Raw genomic sequence first — 19,684 nt, 5'->3', positions numbered from 1 at the left:
AAAAAGTGCCAACAATTACGATGGCACTTTTAGAATATATTCTAAGCTTTGAATTATAGCGCTGATTTAACAGTTTTGATAATTCTAGCAGCGATTTTGTATGGATCTCCGTTTGAAGCTGGTCTTCTGTCTTCTAACCAACCTTTCCATCCTTTTTGAACAGTCATTAAAGGAATTCTGATAGAACATCCTCTGTCTGAAACTCCATAAGAGAAATCGTGAATAGAAGCAGTTTCGTGTTTACCAGTTAAACGTTGCTCATTGTAAGCTCCGTAAACCGCGATATGCTCAGCAGTAACAGGACGGAAAGCCTCACAAATTCTTTCGTAAGTAGCTTGGTCTCCACATGTTCTTAACACCTCGTTAGAGAAGTTAGCATGCATTCCAGAACCATTCCAGTCAGTGTCTCCTAGAGGTTTTGGGTGATATTCAATATAGTAACCATATTTCTCAGTCAAACGATCTAATAAGTAACGAGCAACCCAAATTTCGTCTCCGGCTTTTTTAGCACCTTTAGCGAATAATTGGAATTCCCATTGTCCGCAAGCAACCTCTTGGTTAATACCTTCAAAGTTAATTCCGGCAGCGATACATAAATCAGCATGTTCTTCTACTAATTTTCTTCCGTGAGTGTTTTTTCCACCTACAGAGCAGTAGTACATACCTTGTGGAGCAGGATAACCTCCAACAGGGAAACCTAATGGCAATAAAGTTTTAGTGTCCATGATGAAATATTCTTGTTCGAAACCAAACCAAAAATCATCATCTTCATCATCAATAGTAGCTCTACCGTTAGAAGGGTGTGGAGTTCCATCAGCGTACATAACTTCAGACATTACTAAATATCCGTTAATACGAGTTGGATCCGGGTAAATTGCAACAGGAACTAATAAACAGTCAGAAGATCCACCTTCAGCTTGTTTTGTTGATGAACCATCAAATGACCAATTTCCAAGTTCTTCTAATGTTCCTTTGAAATTTTCGTGTTCTTCAACTTTAGTTTTACTTCTAAGATTTTGAGTTGGCTCGTATCCATCTAACCAAATGTACTCTAACTTAATTTTAGCCATAATAATATAAATTTATTTTTTTTGTTTTTTCGCTGGGTCAAATATAGATTTATTTTTTTAGTCCTAAAAATTAGGGGGCTATTTTGTTGGGCGAAGTATAATTTTTTTGAGAAGCGCAATTTTGATAGGGGTATATTCTAAAAAAAGCAATTTTAAATACTTAAAAAAAATAAATTCGTAAAAATAAGGGTAACTTTTTGAATTTTAGGGTTAAGAAATTATGAAAAAATGTTTATTTAATGAATAATACTAAGCTTTTTTGTTATATTTCTTTACAACATAATCACTATTCTTTAAAAAAGGCTTCATACGTTGAAAATTCTGCTTATAAAATTCTCGGTTATAAGTTTAAAAAAGGGGCTTTTATTGTTTATATTTGTTGTTCATTTTTTTAATGAAAACTATTACGAATTTTTAAAATTATATACATGTCAACATTACGTTTTCAAGCTTTAAAAGAAGCTTCTACAAGAAAGCCGGTACACTTTGAAGAAATAGATAAGAAATCGAATCTTTTTGGTTCAAATGTGTTTAATGAGAAAGCAATGAAGCAGTTTTTAACTTCAGATGCTTTAAAAGGAGTAAGAGATGCCATTCAACACGGAACGAAAATAGAACGAAAACTGGCAGATTATATCGCCATGGGAATGAAAGAATGGGCATTATCAAAAGGTGTTACGCATTATACGCACTGGTTTCAGCCGCTTACCGGAACTACTGCAGAAAAACACGATGCTTTTTTTGAAACATCATATGATGGAAGTGATCCAGTAGAGAAATTCGGCGGAGCGCAATTAGTACAGCAAGAGCCGGATGCGTCAAGTTTTCCTAACGGCGGAATCAGAAATACATTCGAAGCAAGAGGATATACAGCCTGGGACCCAACTTCGCCAGCCTTTATATATGGTACAACTTTATGTATCCCAACCGTTTTTATTGCTTATACAGGTGAAGCCCTAGACAATAAAATACCTTTATTAAGAGCATTATCTGCAATTGACGAAGCGGCTACAGAAGTTTGTAGATACTTTGATAAAAACGTAAAAAAAGTAACCGCAACTTTAGGATGGGAGCAGGAATATTTCCTAATTGATAAAGCATTGGCTAACTCACGTCCAGATTTAGTGATGACAGGAAGAACTTTATTAGGACATACTTCTGCAAAAGGACAGCAGTTAGACGATCATTATTTCGGATCTATTCCAACCCGCGCTCTTACTTATATGAGAGATTTAGAGCAGGAATGTATGTTATTGGGAATTCCGGTAAAAACACGTCATAATGAAGTAGCGCCAAATCAGTTTGAGCTGGCACCAATTTTTGAAGAAACCAATCTTGCCGTAGATCATAACTCTTTATTAATGGATGTAATGCAGAGAGTGGCAGAACGTCATGACTTTAAAGTGTTATTTCACGAAAAACCATTTAAAGGCGTAAACGGTTCAGGAAAACACAACAACTGGTCATTGGCAACAGATACCGGAGTTAACTTATTGAGTCCAAGTAAAACCCCAATGAGCAATTTACAGTTTTTGACTTTCTTTATTAATACTATAAAAGCGGTAAATGATTATGAAACTTTATTAAGAGCATCTATAGCAACAGCTAGTAACGATCATAGGTTAGGAGCAAATGAGGCACCGCCGGCTATTATTTCTGTTTTTATTGGAGCACAGTTAACAAAAGTTTTATCTGAATTAGAAAGTGTAACAACCGGAAAATTATCTCCAGAAGAAAAAACAGATCTTAAACTAAATGTAGTTGGTAAAATTCCAGATGTACTTTTAGATAATACTGACAGAAACAGAACTTCGCCTTTTGCTTTTACAGGAAATAAATTTGAGTTTAGAGCGGTTGGTTCAAATGCAAACTGCTCGAATGCAATGACAACTTTGAATGCTATTGTGGCAAAACAACTAATAGATTTTAAAAACGAAGTCGAGATCCTGATCGAGTCAAAAGACATGAAAAAGGACGATGCTATTTTTAATGTTTTAAGAGAATACATCAAACAATCTAAAAAGATTCTTTTTGAAGGCGACGGTTATAGTGATGCATGGGAAAAAGAAGCAGCAAAAAGAGGTTTGAGTAACTTTAAAACAACTCCGGAAGCGATAAAAGCTAAAGTCTCTAAACAAGCTTTAGATTTATTTGCTGAATTGGGAATCTTTAATCACGTTGAAGCCGAAGCGCGTTACGAAATTGAATTAGAAGAATACACTAAAAAAATCCAGATTGAAGGAAGAGTTTTAGGCGACATTGCCAGAAATCATGTAATTCCAACAGCAATTCGTTACCAAAATACATTAATTGAAAATGTAAAAGGTTTAAAAGAAATCTTCGGGAAAGAATTTGAAACCATTGCAAAAGAGCAAATTACATTGATCAAAGAAATTTCTGGTCATATTGAGGGAATCAATTCTAAAGTTTTGGCTATGACCAATGAAAGAAAAAAAGCAAATCAATTAACGGATGGTCAAAAAATGGCCGAAGCCTATTGCAATAATGTAAAACCATATTTTGAAGACATTCGTAATCACTGTGATAAATTAGAGCTTTTAGTTGATGACGAAAGCTGGACATTAACTAAATACAGAGAATTATTGTTTACGAAATAGTTTTTTCGCCACGAATTACACGAATTTTCACGAATTTGGTTTTTTACTATTTTGTATAAAGTATTTAAAACATGCAAAAATCATCCTTATTGGATGATTTTTGTTTTTTAAGAAAAAAAGATTCGTGAAAATTCGCGTAATTCGTGACAAAACTTTTTTTGAATCCTAATACCCGAATACCTAAAGAATTAAAAAAAGGGATTATCTTTGCACCACATCAACACAAACTAATTTTCATGAGTTCAGATTCTAGCAAAAGATATGCACAAAGAGGTGTTTCGGCATCAAAAGAAGACGTACATAACGCTATAAAAAATATTGACAAAGGTTTATTTCCGCAGGCATTCTGTAAAATTGTTCCAGATTATTTAACTCAGGACAATGATCACTGCTTAATCATGCATGCTGACGGAGCGGGTACAAAATCATCTTTGGCCTATATGTACTGGAAAGAAACCGGAGATCTGTCGGTTTGGAAAGGAATCGCTCAGGATGCTTTAATCATGAATATTGACGATTTATTATGTGTTGGCGCAACCGATAATATTTTACTTTCTTCAACCATTGGAAGAAACAAAAACTTAATTCCGGCTGATGTTATTTCAGCAATTATCAATGGAACCGAAGAACTAATCAACGAACTAAAATCTTTTGGAGTAACGATTCATTCAACTGGAGGCGAAACTGCTGATGTTGGAGATGTTGTTCGTACCATCATTGTAGACTCAACTGTTACGGCTCGTATGAAACGTGCAGATGTTGTAGACAATGCTAATATTAAAGCTGGAGACGTAATTGTTGGTTTGGCTTCTTTTGGACAAGCAACATACGAAAAAGGATATAACGGAGGAATGGGAAGTAACGGGTTAACGTCTGCACGTCACGACGTTTTCGGAAAATATCTGGCTAAAAAATATCCTGAAAGTTATGATGCTGCAGTTCCCGAAGAATTAATTTATTCTGGTCAGGTTAATTTAACTGATGAAGTTGAAAATAGTCCAATAAACGCTGGTCAATTGGTGCTTTCTCCAACAAGAACTTACGCACCAATTATCAAGAAAATTTTAGATAAATACACGCCAAACGAGATTCACGGAATGGTGCATTGCAGCGGAGGCGCACAGACTAAAATTTTACATTTCGTTCAAAATTTACATATTATAAAAGATAATTTATTCCCAGTTCCGCCATTGTTCAAGTTAATTCAGGAACAATCAAAAACCGACTGGAAAGAAATGTATCAGGTTTTCAACTGCGGTCACCGTATGGAGCTTTACGTTCCAGAAAACATTGCACAAGATATTATTGAAATTTCAAAATCATTCAATGTTGATGCCCAAATTGTAGGTAAAGTAGAAGCAGCCGATGCTAAAAAACTAACGATCACCAGCGAATACGGAACATTCGAATATTAATTTTTTTTGAGGGACAAAGTTACAAAGGTTCTGAGTTGTTAAGGTTTTTTTAGCATCTGAATTTTAGTAGAGACGCACAGCAGTGCGTCTAACATTACGAAAGACGCATTGCTGTGCGTCTCTACAATTTATAAAACGCCGGTATTATGTACGAACTGCTTTTTTGGAGATATATAGACGAAATTTACCTAAACCATCATGAGGTTTACGAAGCTCTTGTTGAAAAAGAAGAAGTTGACGGCCTTGAGAAACTTCCTGTTGAGGTAATTATAAATCGTATTAATTCTGTTTTTTCAAAATGGGAAAGAGTCGATGAAAACAGCTGGAAAAATAATGCCGGAAAAGGAGCTTTTCAAGTTATTACCACTCCGCAAAGCATTAAAATTGACTGTTATGGAACCGAAGGAAAAACCATGAATCAATTAGTAGATTTGATGGCAGAATTCAAATGTCCGCTTTATGATCCGCAGGTTCCGGAACGTTATGATGAAATGAGTGAATAGTTTTTTGTGAATATTTGATAAATAATTGTAAATGTATAGTCCCTACGGGACATTTGTTCTCTGGGTTATTATGTTTTCTACCGATTATTATACTCCTAGCGGAGTAAGCTTAAGAAATTAATATGTGATAGATATTCAATATTGGTAATTTTATATTTGTTATTACCAATATTTAAGTGGAAGGGGAATAAGATATTCAAAGTAAATATCTGATAGAGATTATATATCAAGGTTTATATTTGTTACCAATATTTTACTTCTGCCGAGATAAGATATTCAAAGTAAACATCTGCAGAGATTATATATCGAAGTTTATATTTGTTACCAATATTTTACTTCTGACGGAATAAAGATATTCAAAGTAAATATCTCGTAGAGATTAAATATCGGTAGCAAGGATGTATTTACAAGTTTCATATTGTCCCGTAGGGACTATATTTTTACCCAAAGAATGTCTGAAAATATTTAATTAACCTAAATAAACCAATGAACCAAACATCAAATTTCAACTTCACTGATAATATCATTTTAGAAGACGACTTAGTTTTACTACGCCCAATTCAGGAATCAGATATAGAAAATTTACTTGAAATTTCCATCAATGAACCCGAAACCTGGAAATATTCTTTAGTGGGAGCAGAAGGAAAAGATAATTTGATCCATTATATTCAATTGGCAATAAAAGAAAGAGAAAAGCAAAAAGAATTTCCCTTTATTGTTTTCGATAAAAAATCCCAAAAATACGCCGGTTCAACACGTTTTTATGATATCAATCTTGATTTTAAAACGTTACAATTAGGTTATACTTGGTACGGATCAGCTTTTAGAGGAACCGGACTAAACAAACACTGCAAATTTTTATTACTTCAATTTGCGTTTGAAACCCTTGGAATGGAGCGAGTAGAATTTCGTGCCGATAATAATAACGAAAGAAGCATCGCCGCAATGAAAAGCATTGGCTGTAAAGTTGAAGGTGTTTTAAGAAGCAACATGCCAACACGAGACGGGAATGTTCGTCGTGATTCTATCGTTTTAAGCATTCTAAGAAACGAATGGTTTGCTGAGGTAAAAGAAAACCTAAAACGTAAGCTTTAAAAAAGAGCCGCTAGGCTCATAAAATTGGTCGATTCATTTTTAAACTGGATTAAAATCCAGCCCTACAATATAAACCGTTCCTTCGGAACTCTTGTTTATTGCGTATAATTTTAAATGGATTAAAATACGTTGCTGTAAATGTATCTTTTCTATAGAAATTAATTGATCACATACTTTTCATAGCTTCATCCATATCAATTAAGCGTAATCATTGTAAAGAGCCATTAGGCTCGATTCATTTTTAAACTGGATTAAAATCCAGCCCTACAATATAAACCGTTCCTTTGGAACTCTTGTTTATTGCGTATAATTTTAAATGGATTAAAATACGTTGCTGTAAATCTATCTTTTCTATAGAAATTAATCGATCACATACTTTTTATAGCTTCATCCATATCAATTAAGCGTAATCATTGTAAAGAGCCGTTAGGTTCGATTCATTTTTAAACTGGATTAAAATCCAGCCCTACAATATAAACCGTTCCTTCGGAACTCTTGTTTATTGCGTATAATTTTAAATGGATTAAAATACGTTGCTGTAAATCTATCTTTTCTATAGAAATTAATCGATCATATACTTTTTATAGCTTCATCCATATCAATTAAGCATAATCATTGTAAAGAGCCGTTAGGCTCGATTCATATTGTAGGGCTGGATTTTAATCCAGTTTAAAATAAATCCCCATCCATATTGTAGAGCCGGATTTTAATCCGGTTTTAAAATCATGTTTATTTTAAAATTTAAATTTTTTAAAATTATATTTTATCGTAATTTTCTGAACGAAACAATTACAGGAAATTACCCAATGAATATTTTACAAAAACCTGCTTTTATTATTGCATTTGGAACTTTAATGTTTGCTTTTACAGCAAATACAAATGCTCAGAAAAAAGAAAATAACCTTAAAAATTTGATCCAATATGTTGATCCAATGATTGGAACAGCAAAAATGGGACATACCTATCCGGGAGCAACTGTTCCGTTTGGAAGCGTGCAATTAAGCCCGGAAACCGATACAATCGCTTATGGATTAAACGGAAAATACAATGGTGAAGTTTATAAATATTGCGCAGGATATCAATATGAAGACAAAACGATTGTGGGTTTCAGCCATACCCATTTTAGCGGAACAGGTCATTCTGATTTAGGAGATTTTCTAATTATGCCAACAACTGGAAAACTGCAATTGAATCCCGGCGTTGCTTCAAAACCTTTATCAGGTTATAGATCTGCATTTTCTCATACAACAGAAAAAGCTGAGCCTGCGTATTACAGCGTTCTTTTGGAAGATCATAATATTAAAGCTGAATTGACTGCAACAACCAGAGTTGGAATGCATCAATACACCTTTCCAAAATCAGATGAAGCACATATTATTCTTGATTTGACTTCTGGAATTTACAATTATGATAAAAAAAATGTCTGGACTTTTGTACGAGTAGAAAACGATACTTTAATTACAGGTTATCGCCAGACAAACGGATGGGCAAGAACGAGAACCGTTTATTTTGCTATGTCTTTTAGTAAACCAATCAAAAGTTACGGACAGGACGCACAGGAAAAAAGTGTTTACAGAGGTTTTTGGGGAAGATTTGATCAAACGAAAAATTTCCCTGAAATGGCAGGACAAAACCTAAAATTGTTTTTTGATTTTGATACAAACGAAGGCGAAAAAATTAAAATTAAAATGGCTTTATCGCCTGTAAGTTCTGCCGGAGCATTAGAAAACATGAAAAAAGAAATTCCGGATTGGGATTTTGAAAAAGTAAAAAAAGAAAGCCAGGAAATTTGGAATAAGGAACTGAATAAAATTCAGGTTGAAACCATTCAAAAAGAAGATTTGGTAAACTTTTACACCGCAATGTACCACGCCTTTTTAGGCCCGACAGAATATATGGATCTTGATGGAAATTATAAAGGTTTGGATATGAATGTTCACAAAGCTGATAATTTTAAAAATTACACCAGTTATTCACTTTGGGATACCTATAGAGCTTTGCATCCGTTATTCAACATTGTACAGCCTTCCAGAAACTCAGATATGATAAGTTCAATGCTGGCACATTCTGATCAAAGTGTTCATAAAATGCTGCCAATTTGGTCTCATTATGCCAATGAAAACTGGTGTATGATTGGTTATCATTCTGTTTCTGTAATTGCCGATGCAATCGTAAAAGGCAATACAAATTTTGATGCAGAAAAAGCGCTTCAGGCTTGTGTAAATACAGCGAAAGTGCCTTATTTCGACGGATTGGAATATTATATGAAAAAAGGATATGTTCCCGAAGATAAAAACGGTGCATCAGTTTCTAAAACTTTAGAATATGCTTATGACGATTGGGCGATTGCACAGGCGGCGAAGAAATTAGGAAAAACGGATATCTATAATGAATTCATCGAAAGATCTAAGAATTATAAAAATGTTTACGACGAGAAAACGGGTTTCATGCGTCCTAAATTAAACGACGGAACTTTCAAAAAAGAATTTGATCCGCTTGATACACATGGGCAGGGTTTTATCGAAGGAAATTCATGGAATTATAGTTTATACGTGCCGCAAGATCCTGCTGATATGATTAAAATGATGGGAGGAAATGATAAATTTAAAGTTCGTTTAGATTCTTTATTCAACATGCATCTGCCGGATAGATATTTTGAAAACACTGAAGATATTACAAGAGACGGAATCATTGGAAATTATGTTCACGGAAATGAACCTTCGCATCACGTAGTTTATTTATACAATTGGACAGATTCACCTTGGAAATCTCAGGACAAAATCAGAATGATTCTTAAAAAAATGTACCGAAACGGAGCAGATGGTTTAGGCGGAAATGACGATTTCGGACAAATGAGTGCCTGGTATATTTTCAGCAGTTTAGGGTTTTATCCTGTTGCGCCGGGTTCTGACGAATATGCGCTAGGAAGTCCGCTGGTTAAAAAAGCAATTTTCAATTTAGAAAACGGAAAAACCTTTGAAGTTGAAACCGTAAATCAATCGGATAAAAATGTATTTGTGAGTAAAGTTTTGTTGAATGGAAAAGAAATTTCAAGACCTTTCCTGAAACATGCAGATGTTATTAATGGCGGTAAAATTACTTTTTATATGAGCGCGAAACCTAATAAAAAGAATTATCAAAATTAAGATGGGCTACGGATTGTACTGATGAAACGGGTTTGTACTGGTTTATTTATTACGATGTCACCCTGAGCGAAGTCGAAGGGCTTTTGTAACGAAAAAGGGCTTCGACTTCGCTCAGCCTGACAGAAAGGATCGCTCAGCCGAACAAAAGAACAAAATTAAATTCGTGAAAATTCGTGCAATTCGTGGCAAAAAACAACCAAAAATGAGCTTCGACTTCACTCAGCCAGACAAGAGAACAAAATTAAAATTCAAGAAAATTCGTGAATTCGTGGCGGAACAACAAAAAACTTCACGAAATTTGCACTTCAAATAAAGACAATTAAATATGAAAATAAATTTAAAATCAGGAATTGATAAACTGCTTTTCGGAATGAAGCAGAATGATGTTACAGCTGCTTTAGGAAAACCTGATAAAAACTATAAAGACGAAGATGATAATGTGATTTTTGTATACAATGCACACAAAATCAGATTGACATTTTATGAAGAAGAAGAACTTAAATTAGGGTATTTAGTAGCGTCAAGCAATGATCTGGAAGTTTTTGGATTCAAAATAATCGGAAGAAAAATTGCTGATGTAAAGAAAGATTTTGCTGCAAAAGGAATTACAAAATACACTCAGGAAACTTTTGATACTTTCGAAAATTATTTCAACGAAGACAATTGGTTTATTCTTCAAACTGAATTTGATGAGGTTGTAAAATTTGAGATTGGTGCAATTATCAATGATAAAGATGAGTTTGCATGGAAGTTTCCGGTTAAGAAATAATTAGGCATTTAAAACCTTTGTCAAAGTTTTAAACTTTGACAAAGGTTTAGCGTAAAGATTAAGCACAATATTGTCAGGCTGAGCGAAGTCGAAGCCCTCAACAGTGAGGATTTGACTTGCGGGACTTCGACTTCGCTCAGTCTGACAAACGAAACAAATAATCACAAAAAAACCGACAATCACTTGTCGGTTTTTTTATGGGTTTAAAAGAAATTATCCTTTTAACCATGCATTTTTAAGTTTCTCTTTTGAAGCATCAGTTGCTTTAAAAGTTTCAGTTTCTTCAAATGGTAATTTTACAGTTCCTTTTATAGTTTCTTCTTTACCATCACGTTTTATTTTTACAGTAATTGGATCATTTTCTTTCCAGTTTTCACTTTCACCAATAAGCTCATAAATGTTATCTAAAGAATATGCTTTGTTATTTACTGCTAAAATGATATCGCCGCCTTTTAAGTTTAAATTCTTGAAAAAATCATTTGGTTCAACATCAGGACGAACTGCGATTTCTTTTGTCTGTTTATCAATTTTGATATAAGGAGTTTGTCCTTTTATGAAAACAGCTCCGGTTTTTTTCTCCATTGCTTTAGTTACGCCAACTTTAGCTAAATAAAAATCATAAGGAATTGGAGTTGTTCCAGCAACATATTTATTTAAGAAATCACCAACTTCAGGATAAGTCAATTGTGTAATTTTAGCAAATAATTCATTATCATTGAATGGTTTGTTTACACCATATTCAGTTGATAATTTGTGCATTAAATCAAGAATTCCTCTTTCGCCGTTGCTTTTTTCTCTAATGATAATGTCGATACACATTCCAATCAGTGCCCCTTTTTGATACACGTTTAAGTATTGATCTTTATATGGCTGTTCTAATACGTTTTTACTCATTACAGTAAATGACATTGTATCGTCTAATTTTTTAGACTGTTCAATTTTATCTGCAATTCTAGTGTAGAATTCTGCTTCATCAATTAAACCTTGGTTGATTTGGAAAAGATTTGCAAAATACTCTGTTACACCTTCATACATCCATAAGTGCTCAGACATTAATGGTGCATTATAGTCAAAATACTGGATTTCTTTTGAGTGAATGGTCAATGGAGTTACAATGTGGAAGAACTCATGAGAAACAACATCTTTCATTGATTCTACCAATCTTTCTTTTGGCATAGATTCCGGAAGTACAACTGTAGTAGCTGTTGGGTGTTCTAGAGCTCCAAATCCGTGTGCATCATCTTTTGCCATGCTAGACAAATACAATAATACAGTATACTTTTTATTAGCATTTACTTTACCTAAAAAGTTTTTCTGAGCCGTCATCATTGTTTTCATTTCAGGAGTAATACTTTCTGCAGTAAATTTTCCTGTTGGAGAATAAACAGCAATTAAAATATCCATTCCGTTAACGTTGAAAGTAGTGTAATCTGGTTTAGAATACATAATTGGATTTTCAACTAAAACAGCGTAACGCGGCGTTGTAAAAACATCGCTTGTTTTGCTTGTATCTTCATCATTCATTGAAGTTGCACCCCAAAGTGTTTCAGGATGTGTAATAGTAACTTTGTACGGAATTTCTAATTTATCTTGAAAATACCCAACAAAACCGTGTGTATTTACCAGGAAATTTTCTCCGGCTTTAATGTTTGTTCCTGCTGGTGAGAAAACATCATCATTACCAAATCCGGTACCTTTTTCAGTATCAAAAGTATCATTAACTAAATAAGTAATTTTTTTAAGCGCTTTAGCATTAGTAATCGACCATGAATTATCACCAAGTCTGGTTACTTTTAAAGCATTTCCTTTAGCATCAAAAGCTTTAAAATCTTCTGAGTATTTTCCGTAGTTATCAGTAGAATAAGTTCCAGGAACTGTTTTTGGAATACTGTAGATGATTTCATCAGTTTTAATTGACGGAGGCGTTACAGTTACTAAAACTTTATCGTCTTTTACATCAACAAGATTAATGTTAACGTCTACGACATTTTTTTCAGAAACTGAAGAACTTCCTGTTTTACAGCCCCAAAGCGTTACTGCAAGAGCTAAAGTGTAAAGTATTTTTTTCATTTGTTTATGTTTAGTTATACCTATCAGACTAGAAAATTACAAAATAGTTACAAAATCATTGTAAAAAGTTATAAATAAAAAAAACTCCTGCTTTTTACAGGAGTTTTAAATCTTAGTCAAATTTATTTTTAATATAATATTTACCATCCAAATCTTCGTCAAAATCATCAATTTTAATTGGCTTTGGTTTAGGTTTATTTGCTATAGCCTTCTTTTTCCACATCTCAAATTTTTCAAGAGGCATTTTCTTCTTCATTATTTCAAGAACTTCTTTTTCTTCCAATCCAAATTCTTTTTTTATGATTTCAAATGGATTTCTTTCTTCTAAGGCTAACGAAACAAGTCTTTCCGTTTGTTCCCAATTCAATTCTTTGCGGTTACTCTTTTTCATCTCGTGAAAATTAATTCAAAATAGAGGGTTAATGATTAATAGATTGATTTTCATTTTATATATCAATATTAATAAAAAAAATAATTAGTTGGTACGCCCAAGTATATTTTTTTTTATTGATTTTTAGTGTTTTTTGCAGATCTTGATTTTTGAAACGGAATTTGCAATAAATTTTTCAATTGGTTGTTTTCTTCGGCAAGCATATGAGTATCTACGCCGTAAATTAATTGATCTTTTGGCAAAGAGGTATAAGTGCCAAAAAGCCTGTCCCAAACAGAAAAAATATTACCATAATTACTGTCTGTATAAGGCAGTACATAATGATGATGTACTTTATGCATATTGGGAGAAACAATAAAGTAGCTTAGGAATAAATCCAGTTTATTTGGCAGGGAAATATTAGCATGATTAAATTGTGAAAATATAACAGATAAAGACTGATATAAAAATACCATCCACATTGGGCTTCCTACGATTAATACGCCAAGTGCTGTAAACACAAAACGAATTACACTCTCGCCCGGATGATGTCTGTTTGCTGTTGTGGTATCAATCCAGGTATCAGTATGATGAATGATATGAAAACGCCATAAAAACTTTATTTTATGTTGTACAAAATGAACTAAATAAGCGCCAATTAAATCTAATAAAAGAAGACCTATAATGGTATAAAGCCAAATAGGAATTTGAGGAAGCCATTGTAAAATCCCGAAATTATTTTCAGTTGTCCAGCTGGCCGTTTTGATTAAAATAAAAGCCAGAATAAAGTTGACAATAATAGTAGTAATGGTAAAAAAAATGTTGATTCCCGCATGATGCCATTTTCTATATTGCATTTGAAACAGTGGGAAAGCGTTTTCTATTACCCAAAAAAGTGTAATCCCGCCAATTAAGATAAGACTCCGGTGTGAGGACGGAATAGTGCTGAAATAAGAAATAATTTCGTTCATAACCAATTAGATTTGAGTTGAAATGAAGCTTTCTTTTTTCGATTTTGTCTAAAGAAAAAGAGAAAACCAAATATAAATATATCTGATTTTCTCTTTAAATTTTATAATTGGTTAAAAAATTTATGCTTTTTTAATCAAACTAATAATAAATAGTAAGATCCATGCACCTCCGGCAGCAATTATAATCTGCCAAAGAAGCCCGCCGCCGCCAATACCAAATTTGCCGGCAATCCAGCCGCCAACAAATCCACCAATAATTCCAACAATTATGTTACCAATTAGTCCGAAACCGGCACCTTTCCACAATTGACCGGCTAACCATCCAGAAATTGCGCCTATTAATAAGAAATATAAAAATTCCATAATATTTTTTTTTAAGTTATAATTAGATTAGTTATGCTTCTGTGTGATTTTGCAGTAATGTTTTATAAATAAATCCGGCTGCAATGGCGCCTAAAATTGGAGCTGCCCAAAATAACCAAACCTGCGAAAGTGGTTCTCCGCCAGTAAAAATTGCCTGAGATAATGATCTTGCAGGATTTACAGATGTATTTGTAATTGGAATACTAATTAAATGAATCAACGTTAATCCAAGACCAATTGCAATACCGGCAAATCCTCCGTTTGCGAATTTATCTGTTGCACCTAAGATTACCAATAAGAAAAATAAAGTCAGTACAAACTCTGCAATAAAAGCTGATCCTAATGAATATCCGTCAGGAGAAAATGCCCCAAAACCATTTGAAGCAAAGGCTCCGGCTTTAGTATTATCGATTATAAATCCTGCTTTTCCTGATGCGATTGTATATAATGTTCCCGCAGCAGCAATTGCACCAATACATTGTGCTATAATGTAAGGAATAAGATCTTTGGCAGGAAATCTTCCGCCAGCCCATAAACCAAATGAAACAGCGGGATTAAAATGTCCGCCCGAAATATGTCCAACAGCGTACGCCATTGTTAAAACAGTTAAACCAAATGCTAAAGCAACACCTGCAAACCCGATTCCTAATTCAGGATAACCAGCAGCAAAAATGGCGCTTCCACAACCTCCAAAAACCAGCCAATAAGTTCCGAAAAACTCTGCAAACAATTTTTTCATAATAAAATAATTTAAGATTAATAGATTTGATTGTTATAGGGTATATTGGAATGCCCAAACCATCAAAACAACTTGTAAGGGCAAACGTACAAATAAAATCCATTTTGGTAAACCAAAACTTGCCTTTTTATTTTGAAACATATATAAATTCGCAGGAAATATTGCAATCAACAATGCAATAATTCCCCATGCGGCATATTGTGTGGTAAGAGAAAACATTAGTAAAACACCTAAGACCACTTCAGCAATTCCGCTTAAAGTATTTAGTATTTTAGGGTTTTTAAAAAATGGAGGAATGATTTTAATGTACATTCCGGGCTTTCGAAAATGATTGAATCCGGCAAGAATATAAAGTATCGCCATTAAATATAAATGCCAAGGTAAATTCATGATAATTAATTATTTATAACTAAATTATAAAAAAATTAACACTTATTACATTACAAGACAGCTTTTTTTAATAACATGCAAAAAATCTTAAATTTTGCGTTTGAAATTTACATTCATAATGATGATTGCCAAAATGATAAGAACAATTCCAATCCATTGTGTAAGAATCACTTTTTCATTTAAAAGTACATAAGCCATCATTACAGAAACCGGAAGTTCTAATGCAGAAACAATACTTCCTAAACCAATTCCGGTTAACGGAAAACCTAAATTCATTAAAAGTGGCGGAATTATTGTTCCGAATAATGATAAAACAATTCCCCATTTCAGGAAAATTGCCAGATTGAAAGGTGTAACCTGAGTAAAAAATGCGAAAGTAAATACAATTACGGCTCCGCCCAAAAGCATATATAAACTACGCTGTGCAGAAGAAATTCCAGTTGCAACACGGTTTGCCGTAAACATTGTGGTAGTAAATGAGGCTGCAGCCAAAACTCCCCAAACGATTCCGCGCCAGTCAAGCACAATATCATTGTGGATAATATTAGTGGCTAAAACAGTTCCAATCAAAACAATAAAAACCGCAAAGACTTTTTGTTTAGAAGGTAATTTTTTTTCTAAAATCATTTCAAGTAAAACGCCCATCCAAACGGTCTGCATTAATAAAACTATTCCAATAGAAACAGGAATAAACTTAACGGCCAGATAGTAGAATAAACTTGTCATTCCTAAAGAAGTTCCGGCAAGCATTAAATGAAATATATTCTTTGAAGTAGCTTTTACTACTTTTTCTTTGTTTTTTACTTTTTGAAAAGCGTTGATGATCAAAATACCAATAATTCCAAGTACAAATTGAGAGGTTGTTACTTCGGCAGTTGTATATCCTTCAGAATAAGCCATTTTTACAAAAGTGGCTAACATTCCGTAAGTTGTAGCTCCTAAAGCAACTAAAAACACTCCTTTTAATACGTTATTTTGTGACATTTTGATTGTTTATTTTAAAAAATTCAAGCCGGCAAAGGTAAGTTATTTTGTTTAAGAATTAATAGAAAATATGCGCAAACGTTATCAATGTGTATATTGAGGATGTGTTATTGAATTCAATTTTAAAGATTTGACAGAATTTGAGAAATTAAAAAGCCACCAAAAATTTAATTTTGATGGCTTTACTATATTTTAAAAAGAATTTAAAATCTTATTTAGGCTGATTTTGATAGGTTTCAATTTCAAAAACCAAAGTAGCGTTTGGTGGAATAACTCCTCCGGCACCTTGCGCTCCGTAAGCTAAATTTGCAGGAAGGAAGAAAATTGCTTTTTCTCCGTCTGTCATCAAATCAAGAGCTTCGATAAAACCAGGAATCATACCGTCTTTTTTACCAACAGTAAAAGGAAAAGCTTTATATCCGCCTTGAGCGTCTCTGTTTGCATCATATTTTCCGTATGCTTTTGCAACATCAGTTATACTGCTGTCAAAAAGATTTCCGTCTTCAAAATATCCGGCATAATGAAAAAAGATATTTGAACCTTCAGCACCTTTAACTCCTGTTCCGTTTTTAGTAACTACATATTTTAAACCAGATGCAGTTGTAGTTGCTTTAGCTTTTGTAGCTGTAAAATAAGCTGCTTTTTCTGCAGCAACCTTTTGAGATTGTGCTTTTAAGATTTCTAGTTTTTTAGCCTCTTCAGCTTTATTAGCTTCTTGGTTTTTTTCATTATCACTAAAAACTTTTACGGCATCAAATTTTTTAGCTGCAGCACCTTTGCGTGTAATTGTAATTTTTGTCATCACATCATTCTGAGCAATTTTATTTACAACGTCCATTCCAGAAACTACATGACCAAAAATAGTATGTTTTCCGTTTAACCAAGGTGTATCTTTATGTGTGATAAAAAACTGGCTTCCGTTTGTTGCAGGACCTGAATTAGCCATTGCTAAAACACCGCCTTTTTCAAATTTTAAATCGCTGACAAATTCATCTTTAAAAGAATATCCAGGGCCACCAGAACCATTTCCGTCCGGATCACCACCCTGAATCATGAAATCTGCAATAACTCTGTGGAATTTTAAACCATCATAAAAAGGCTTTCCTTTAAGTTTTTCCACTTTTACAAAAGGATTTTTCCCTTCTGCCAAAGAAATAAAGTTAGCCACCGTAACGGGAGCTTTTACATATTCTAATGAAAGAACAATATCTCCTTTTGTTGTTGAAATTGTAGCAAAAATACCTTCAGCTGGATTTGCCGCAACAGCTGTTTTAGCCGTTTTTGGTTTTGCTTTCGTAGTAGTTTTTTTTGCTTGCGCCTGAATGTTTAATACAGCCAGACAGAATAAAAATAGAAATTTAAATTTCATTGTGTTTTTCAATTTAAGTCTGTAAAACTAATTATAAGAATTTAATTATAAAACTAATTATGGTTTTTCTAATAATTGAACTTCAAAAATAATATTTGCATTTGGCGGAATAACTCCTCCAGCTCCAGTTGCTCCATAAGCTAAATGAGATGGAATAAAAAGAACCGCTTTATCACCAAAAGAAAGTTTTTCGATTCCTTCAATAAATCCAGGAATTAAACCGTCTTTTTTTCCTGCTTGGAAAGGAATTGGCTGATAACCGTGTTGTTCTGCTCTTGCAGCGTCAAATTTTCCGAAAGTTTTATTAACTTCTTCGATGCTTGAATCAAATAAAGTTCCGTTTTCAAGGAAACCAGCGTAGTGAATGTAAACCTGAGTTCCTATTGCAGGTTTTTTCCCTGAACCTTTTTCAGTAATAACATATTCTAAACCAGTTGAAGTTTTAGTTGCTTTTGGTCTTATAGAAGCGTAGAAATCTACTTTTTCTTTTTGAGCTCCAGCGTATTTGCTTTGTTCTTTAGCGATATCAGCAAAATAATCGTGGAATACTTTTACTGCATCAAACTTTTTAGCTGCTTCACCATTTCTGATAATAGTTACAGCAACAATATTATCTCCCTGAACTACTTTATTTACTACTTCTTGTCCTTTTTCAACAACGTGTCCAAAAATCGTATGTTTATTGTCTAACCAAGGCGTTTCAACATGAGTAATGAAAAACTGGCTGCTGTTTGTTCCAGGCCCGTTGTTTGCCATTGCTAAAACACCAGCTTTGTCAAATTTTAAATCTGAGAATTCATCTTTAAATTTATATCCTGTATCTCCAGAACCTGTTCCTAGCGGGTCTCCAGACTGAATCATGAAATCTTCAATAACTCTGTGGAATTTTAAACCGTCAAAAAATGGTTTGCTTTTTAATTTTTCATCCGTAACAAATTCGTTTTTACCTTCTGCTAAGGTTACAAAGTTTGCAACAGTTATTGGCGCTTTTTTGTAATCTAATTCAACAATGATGTGTCCTTTATTCGTTTCGATATCAGCATATAAACCATCTGGTAAATTACTGTGGTCATCTTTACATGAATACAATGAGCTTACGGCTAATAGTAATAATAAAATACTTTTTTTCATTTCTTAAAATGTTTTTTTATGGGTTTATTGTATCTTTTTTAGTTGTTGCGGCTGGTTTTACAGCTGCAGGTTTTGGAGTTTTTACTGATGTGACACCTGTACCCGCAGCAGGAGCAGCAGTAGTTTGTGCCGGATCTGGAACGAAATTACGAAGTGTAACAGTACAAATTAAGGATTCATTAGGGCCAATTTTTTTGTTGTCTCCGTGGTATCCGTATGCTATATGAGATGGAAACAGGAAAGTAACCGTTTCTCCTTTTTTCATGTATTTGATTCCATCGCGTAATCCCATCATAATATCTTGTTTGTCTACATAATAAGTCTGTGGACCAAGATCAGATTCTGAATAAATAAGCGTACCGTCGATATTTTTAACTTCTAAATTGAAGTAAGCAATATCTCCTTTTTTTGGAGTTGCCGTTTCGGCAGCACTTTTTTCATCATAAGAAAACCAATATCCTTTTTTAGTAGCGTAATATTTTACTTTCGGATTGCTTTTGATGATTTTCTTAATGACTTCCTCTTCGCTTGCCACTAACTTTTTATTTCTATCAGCCGATTTTTTCATAAAAGTACCCGAAGCTCTCGAAATTGGTCTTCGAGCTTCTTCATGGTGCTTACAGCCTGCCAATACAACTGCAAAAAGCAGGGAGTAAATGCTAAGTTTTAAGTAGTTCATAT

17 protein-coding genes are annotated in these 19,684 nt (G+C 33.6%); 6 read left to right on the top strand and 11 right to left on the bottom strand.

Translation table 11 applies throughout. From position 1 onward, the window contains the following. Positions 1-53: 53 nt before the first annotated feature. Positions 54-1,070 carry a glutamine synthetase beta-grasp domain-containing protein gene (locus tag BUE10_RS04795; protein WP_073482767.1) on the bottom strand — a complete coding sequence of 339 codons (1,017 nt, stop codon included), beginning with the start codon at positions 1,068-1,070 and terminating at the stop codon, positions 54-56. 428 nt (positions 1,071-1,498) lie between these two features. Here BUE10_RS04795 and BUE10_RS04790 point away from each other — a divergent pair, with 428 nt between their 5' ends. The 6 genes from BUE10_RS04790 (at position 1,499) to BUE10_RS04765 (ending at position 10,616) form a co-directional block, all read left to right on the top strand. After that, on the top strand, positions 1,499-3,688 hold the full coding sequence (locus BUE10_RS04790; RefSeq protein ID WP_073482765.1) for a glutamine synthetase III family protein: 2,190 nt from the start codon (positions 1,499-1,501) through the stop codon (positions 3,686-3,688). 236 nt (positions 3,689-3,924) lie between these two features. Beyond that, positions 3,925-5,103: an AIR synthase related protein gene (locus tag BUE10_RS04785; protein ID WP_073482764.1), complete on the top strand. Its 1,179-nt coding sequence runs from the start codon at positions 3,925-3,927 to the stop codon at positions 5,101-5,103. 146 nt (positions 5,104-5,249) lie between these two features. Next, entirely contained in the window at positions 5,250-5,606 is a 357-nt protein-coding gene (locus BUE10_RS04780) for a hypothetical protein (RefSeq protein ID WP_073482762.1), read from the top strand. Positions 5,607-6,092: 486 nt separating this feature from the next. Next, entirely contained in the window at positions 6,093-6,701 is a 609-nt protein-coding gene (locus BUE10_RS04775; protein ID WP_073482761.1) for a GNAT family N-acetyltransferase, read from the top strand. 725 nt (positions 6,702-7,426) lie between these two features. After that, a complete protein-coding gene (locus BUE10_RS04770) occupies positions 7,427-9,847 on the top strand; it encodes a GH92 family glycosyl hydrolase (protein ID WP_255396465.1) in 2,421 nt (806 codons plus the stop codon). A 325-nt stretch (positions 9,848-10,172) separates the two neighbouring features. After that, on the top strand, positions 10,173-10,616 hold the full coding sequence (locus BUE10_RS04765; protein ID WP_073482759.1) for a hypothetical protein: 444 nt from the start codon (positions 10,173-10,175) through the stop codon (positions 10,614-10,616). A 213-nt stretch (positions 10,617-10,829) separates the two neighbouring features. Here the strand turns inward: BUE10_RS04765 and BUE10_RS04760 are convergent, their stop codons facing one another. The 10 genes from BUE10_RS04760 to gldI form a co-directional block, all read right to left on the bottom strand. Further along, complete coding sequence (locus BUE10_RS04760; protein ID WP_073482757.1) at positions 10,830-12,686, bottom strand: M61 family metallopeptidase; 1,857 nt, start codon at positions 12,684-12,686, stop codon at positions 10,830-10,832. A 112-nt stretch (positions 12,687-12,798) separates the two neighbouring features. Then, on the bottom strand, positions 12,799-13,077 hold the full coding sequence (locus BUE10_RS04755; protein ID WP_053474100.1) for a DUF2805 domain-containing protein: 279 nt from the start codon (positions 13,075-13,077) through the stop codon (positions 12,799-12,801). Positions 13,078-13,190: 113 nt separating this feature from the next. After that, the gene (locus tag BUE10_RS04750) at positions 13,191-14,027 is read right to left on the bottom strand and encodes a sterol desaturase family protein (RefSeq protein WP_073482755.1); all 837 of its coding nucleotides are present in this window, start codon (positions 14,025-14,027) and stop codon (positions 13,191-13,193) included. Between the two features lie 120 nt (positions 14,028-14,147). After that, positions 14,148-14,390, bottom strand: coding sequence for a GlsB/YeaQ/YmgE family stress response membrane protein (locus BUE10_RS04745; protein ID WP_073482753.1), 243 nt, complete (start codon positions 14,388-14,390; stop codon positions 14,148-14,150). A gap of 31 nt (positions 14,391-14,421) precedes the next feature. Then, a complete protein-coding gene (gene aqpZ / locus BUE10_RS04740) occupies positions 14,422-15,129 on the bottom strand; it encodes an aquaporin Z (protein WP_073482750.1) in 708 nt (235 codons plus the stop codon). 33 nt (positions 15,130-15,162) lie between these two features. Then, positions 15,163-15,519 carry a DoxX family protein gene (locus BUE10_RS04735; RefSeq protein ID WP_073482747.1) on the bottom strand — a complete coding sequence of 119 codons (357 nt, stop codon included), beginning with the start codon at positions 15,517-15,519 and terminating at the stop codon, positions 15,163-15,165. An 87-nt stretch (positions 15,520-15,606) separates the two neighbouring features. Next, entirely contained in the window at positions 15,607-16,503 is an 897-nt protein-coding gene (locus BUE10_RS04730) for an EamA family transporter (RefSeq protein WP_073482744.1), read from the bottom strand. Between the two features lie 211 nt (positions 16,504-16,714). Then, positions 16,715-17,872, bottom strand: a complete 1,158-nt coding sequence (locus BUE10_RS04725; protein ID WP_073482742.1) for a peptidylprolyl isomerase — start codon at positions 17,870-17,872, stop codon at positions 16,715-16,717. Positions 17,873-17,929: 57 nt separating this feature from the next. Beyond that, positions 17,930-19,003, bottom strand: a complete 1,074-nt coding sequence (locus BUE10_RS04720; protein ID WP_073482740.1) for a peptidylprolyl isomerase — start codon at positions 19,001-19,003, stop codon at positions 17,930-17,932. Positions 19,004-19,019: 16 nt separating this feature from the next. Continuing rightward, positions 19,020-19,682, bottom strand: coding sequence for a gliding motility-associated peptidyl-prolyl isomerase GldI (gene gldI / locus BUE10_RS04715; RefSeq protein ID WP_073482738.1), 663 nt, complete (start codon positions 19,680-19,682; stop codon positions 19,020-19,022). Positions 19,683-19,684 lie beyond the last annotated feature (2 nt).

Source organism: Flavobacterium sp. CF108 (assembly GCF_900129795.1).
Taxonomy (GTDB): domain Bacteria; phylum Bacteroidota; class Bacteroidia; order Flavobacteriales; family Flavobacteriaceae; genus Flavobacterium.
Note: the sequence above shows the minus strand (reverse complement) of the source record. Positions and strands in the feature narration are given on the sequence as shown.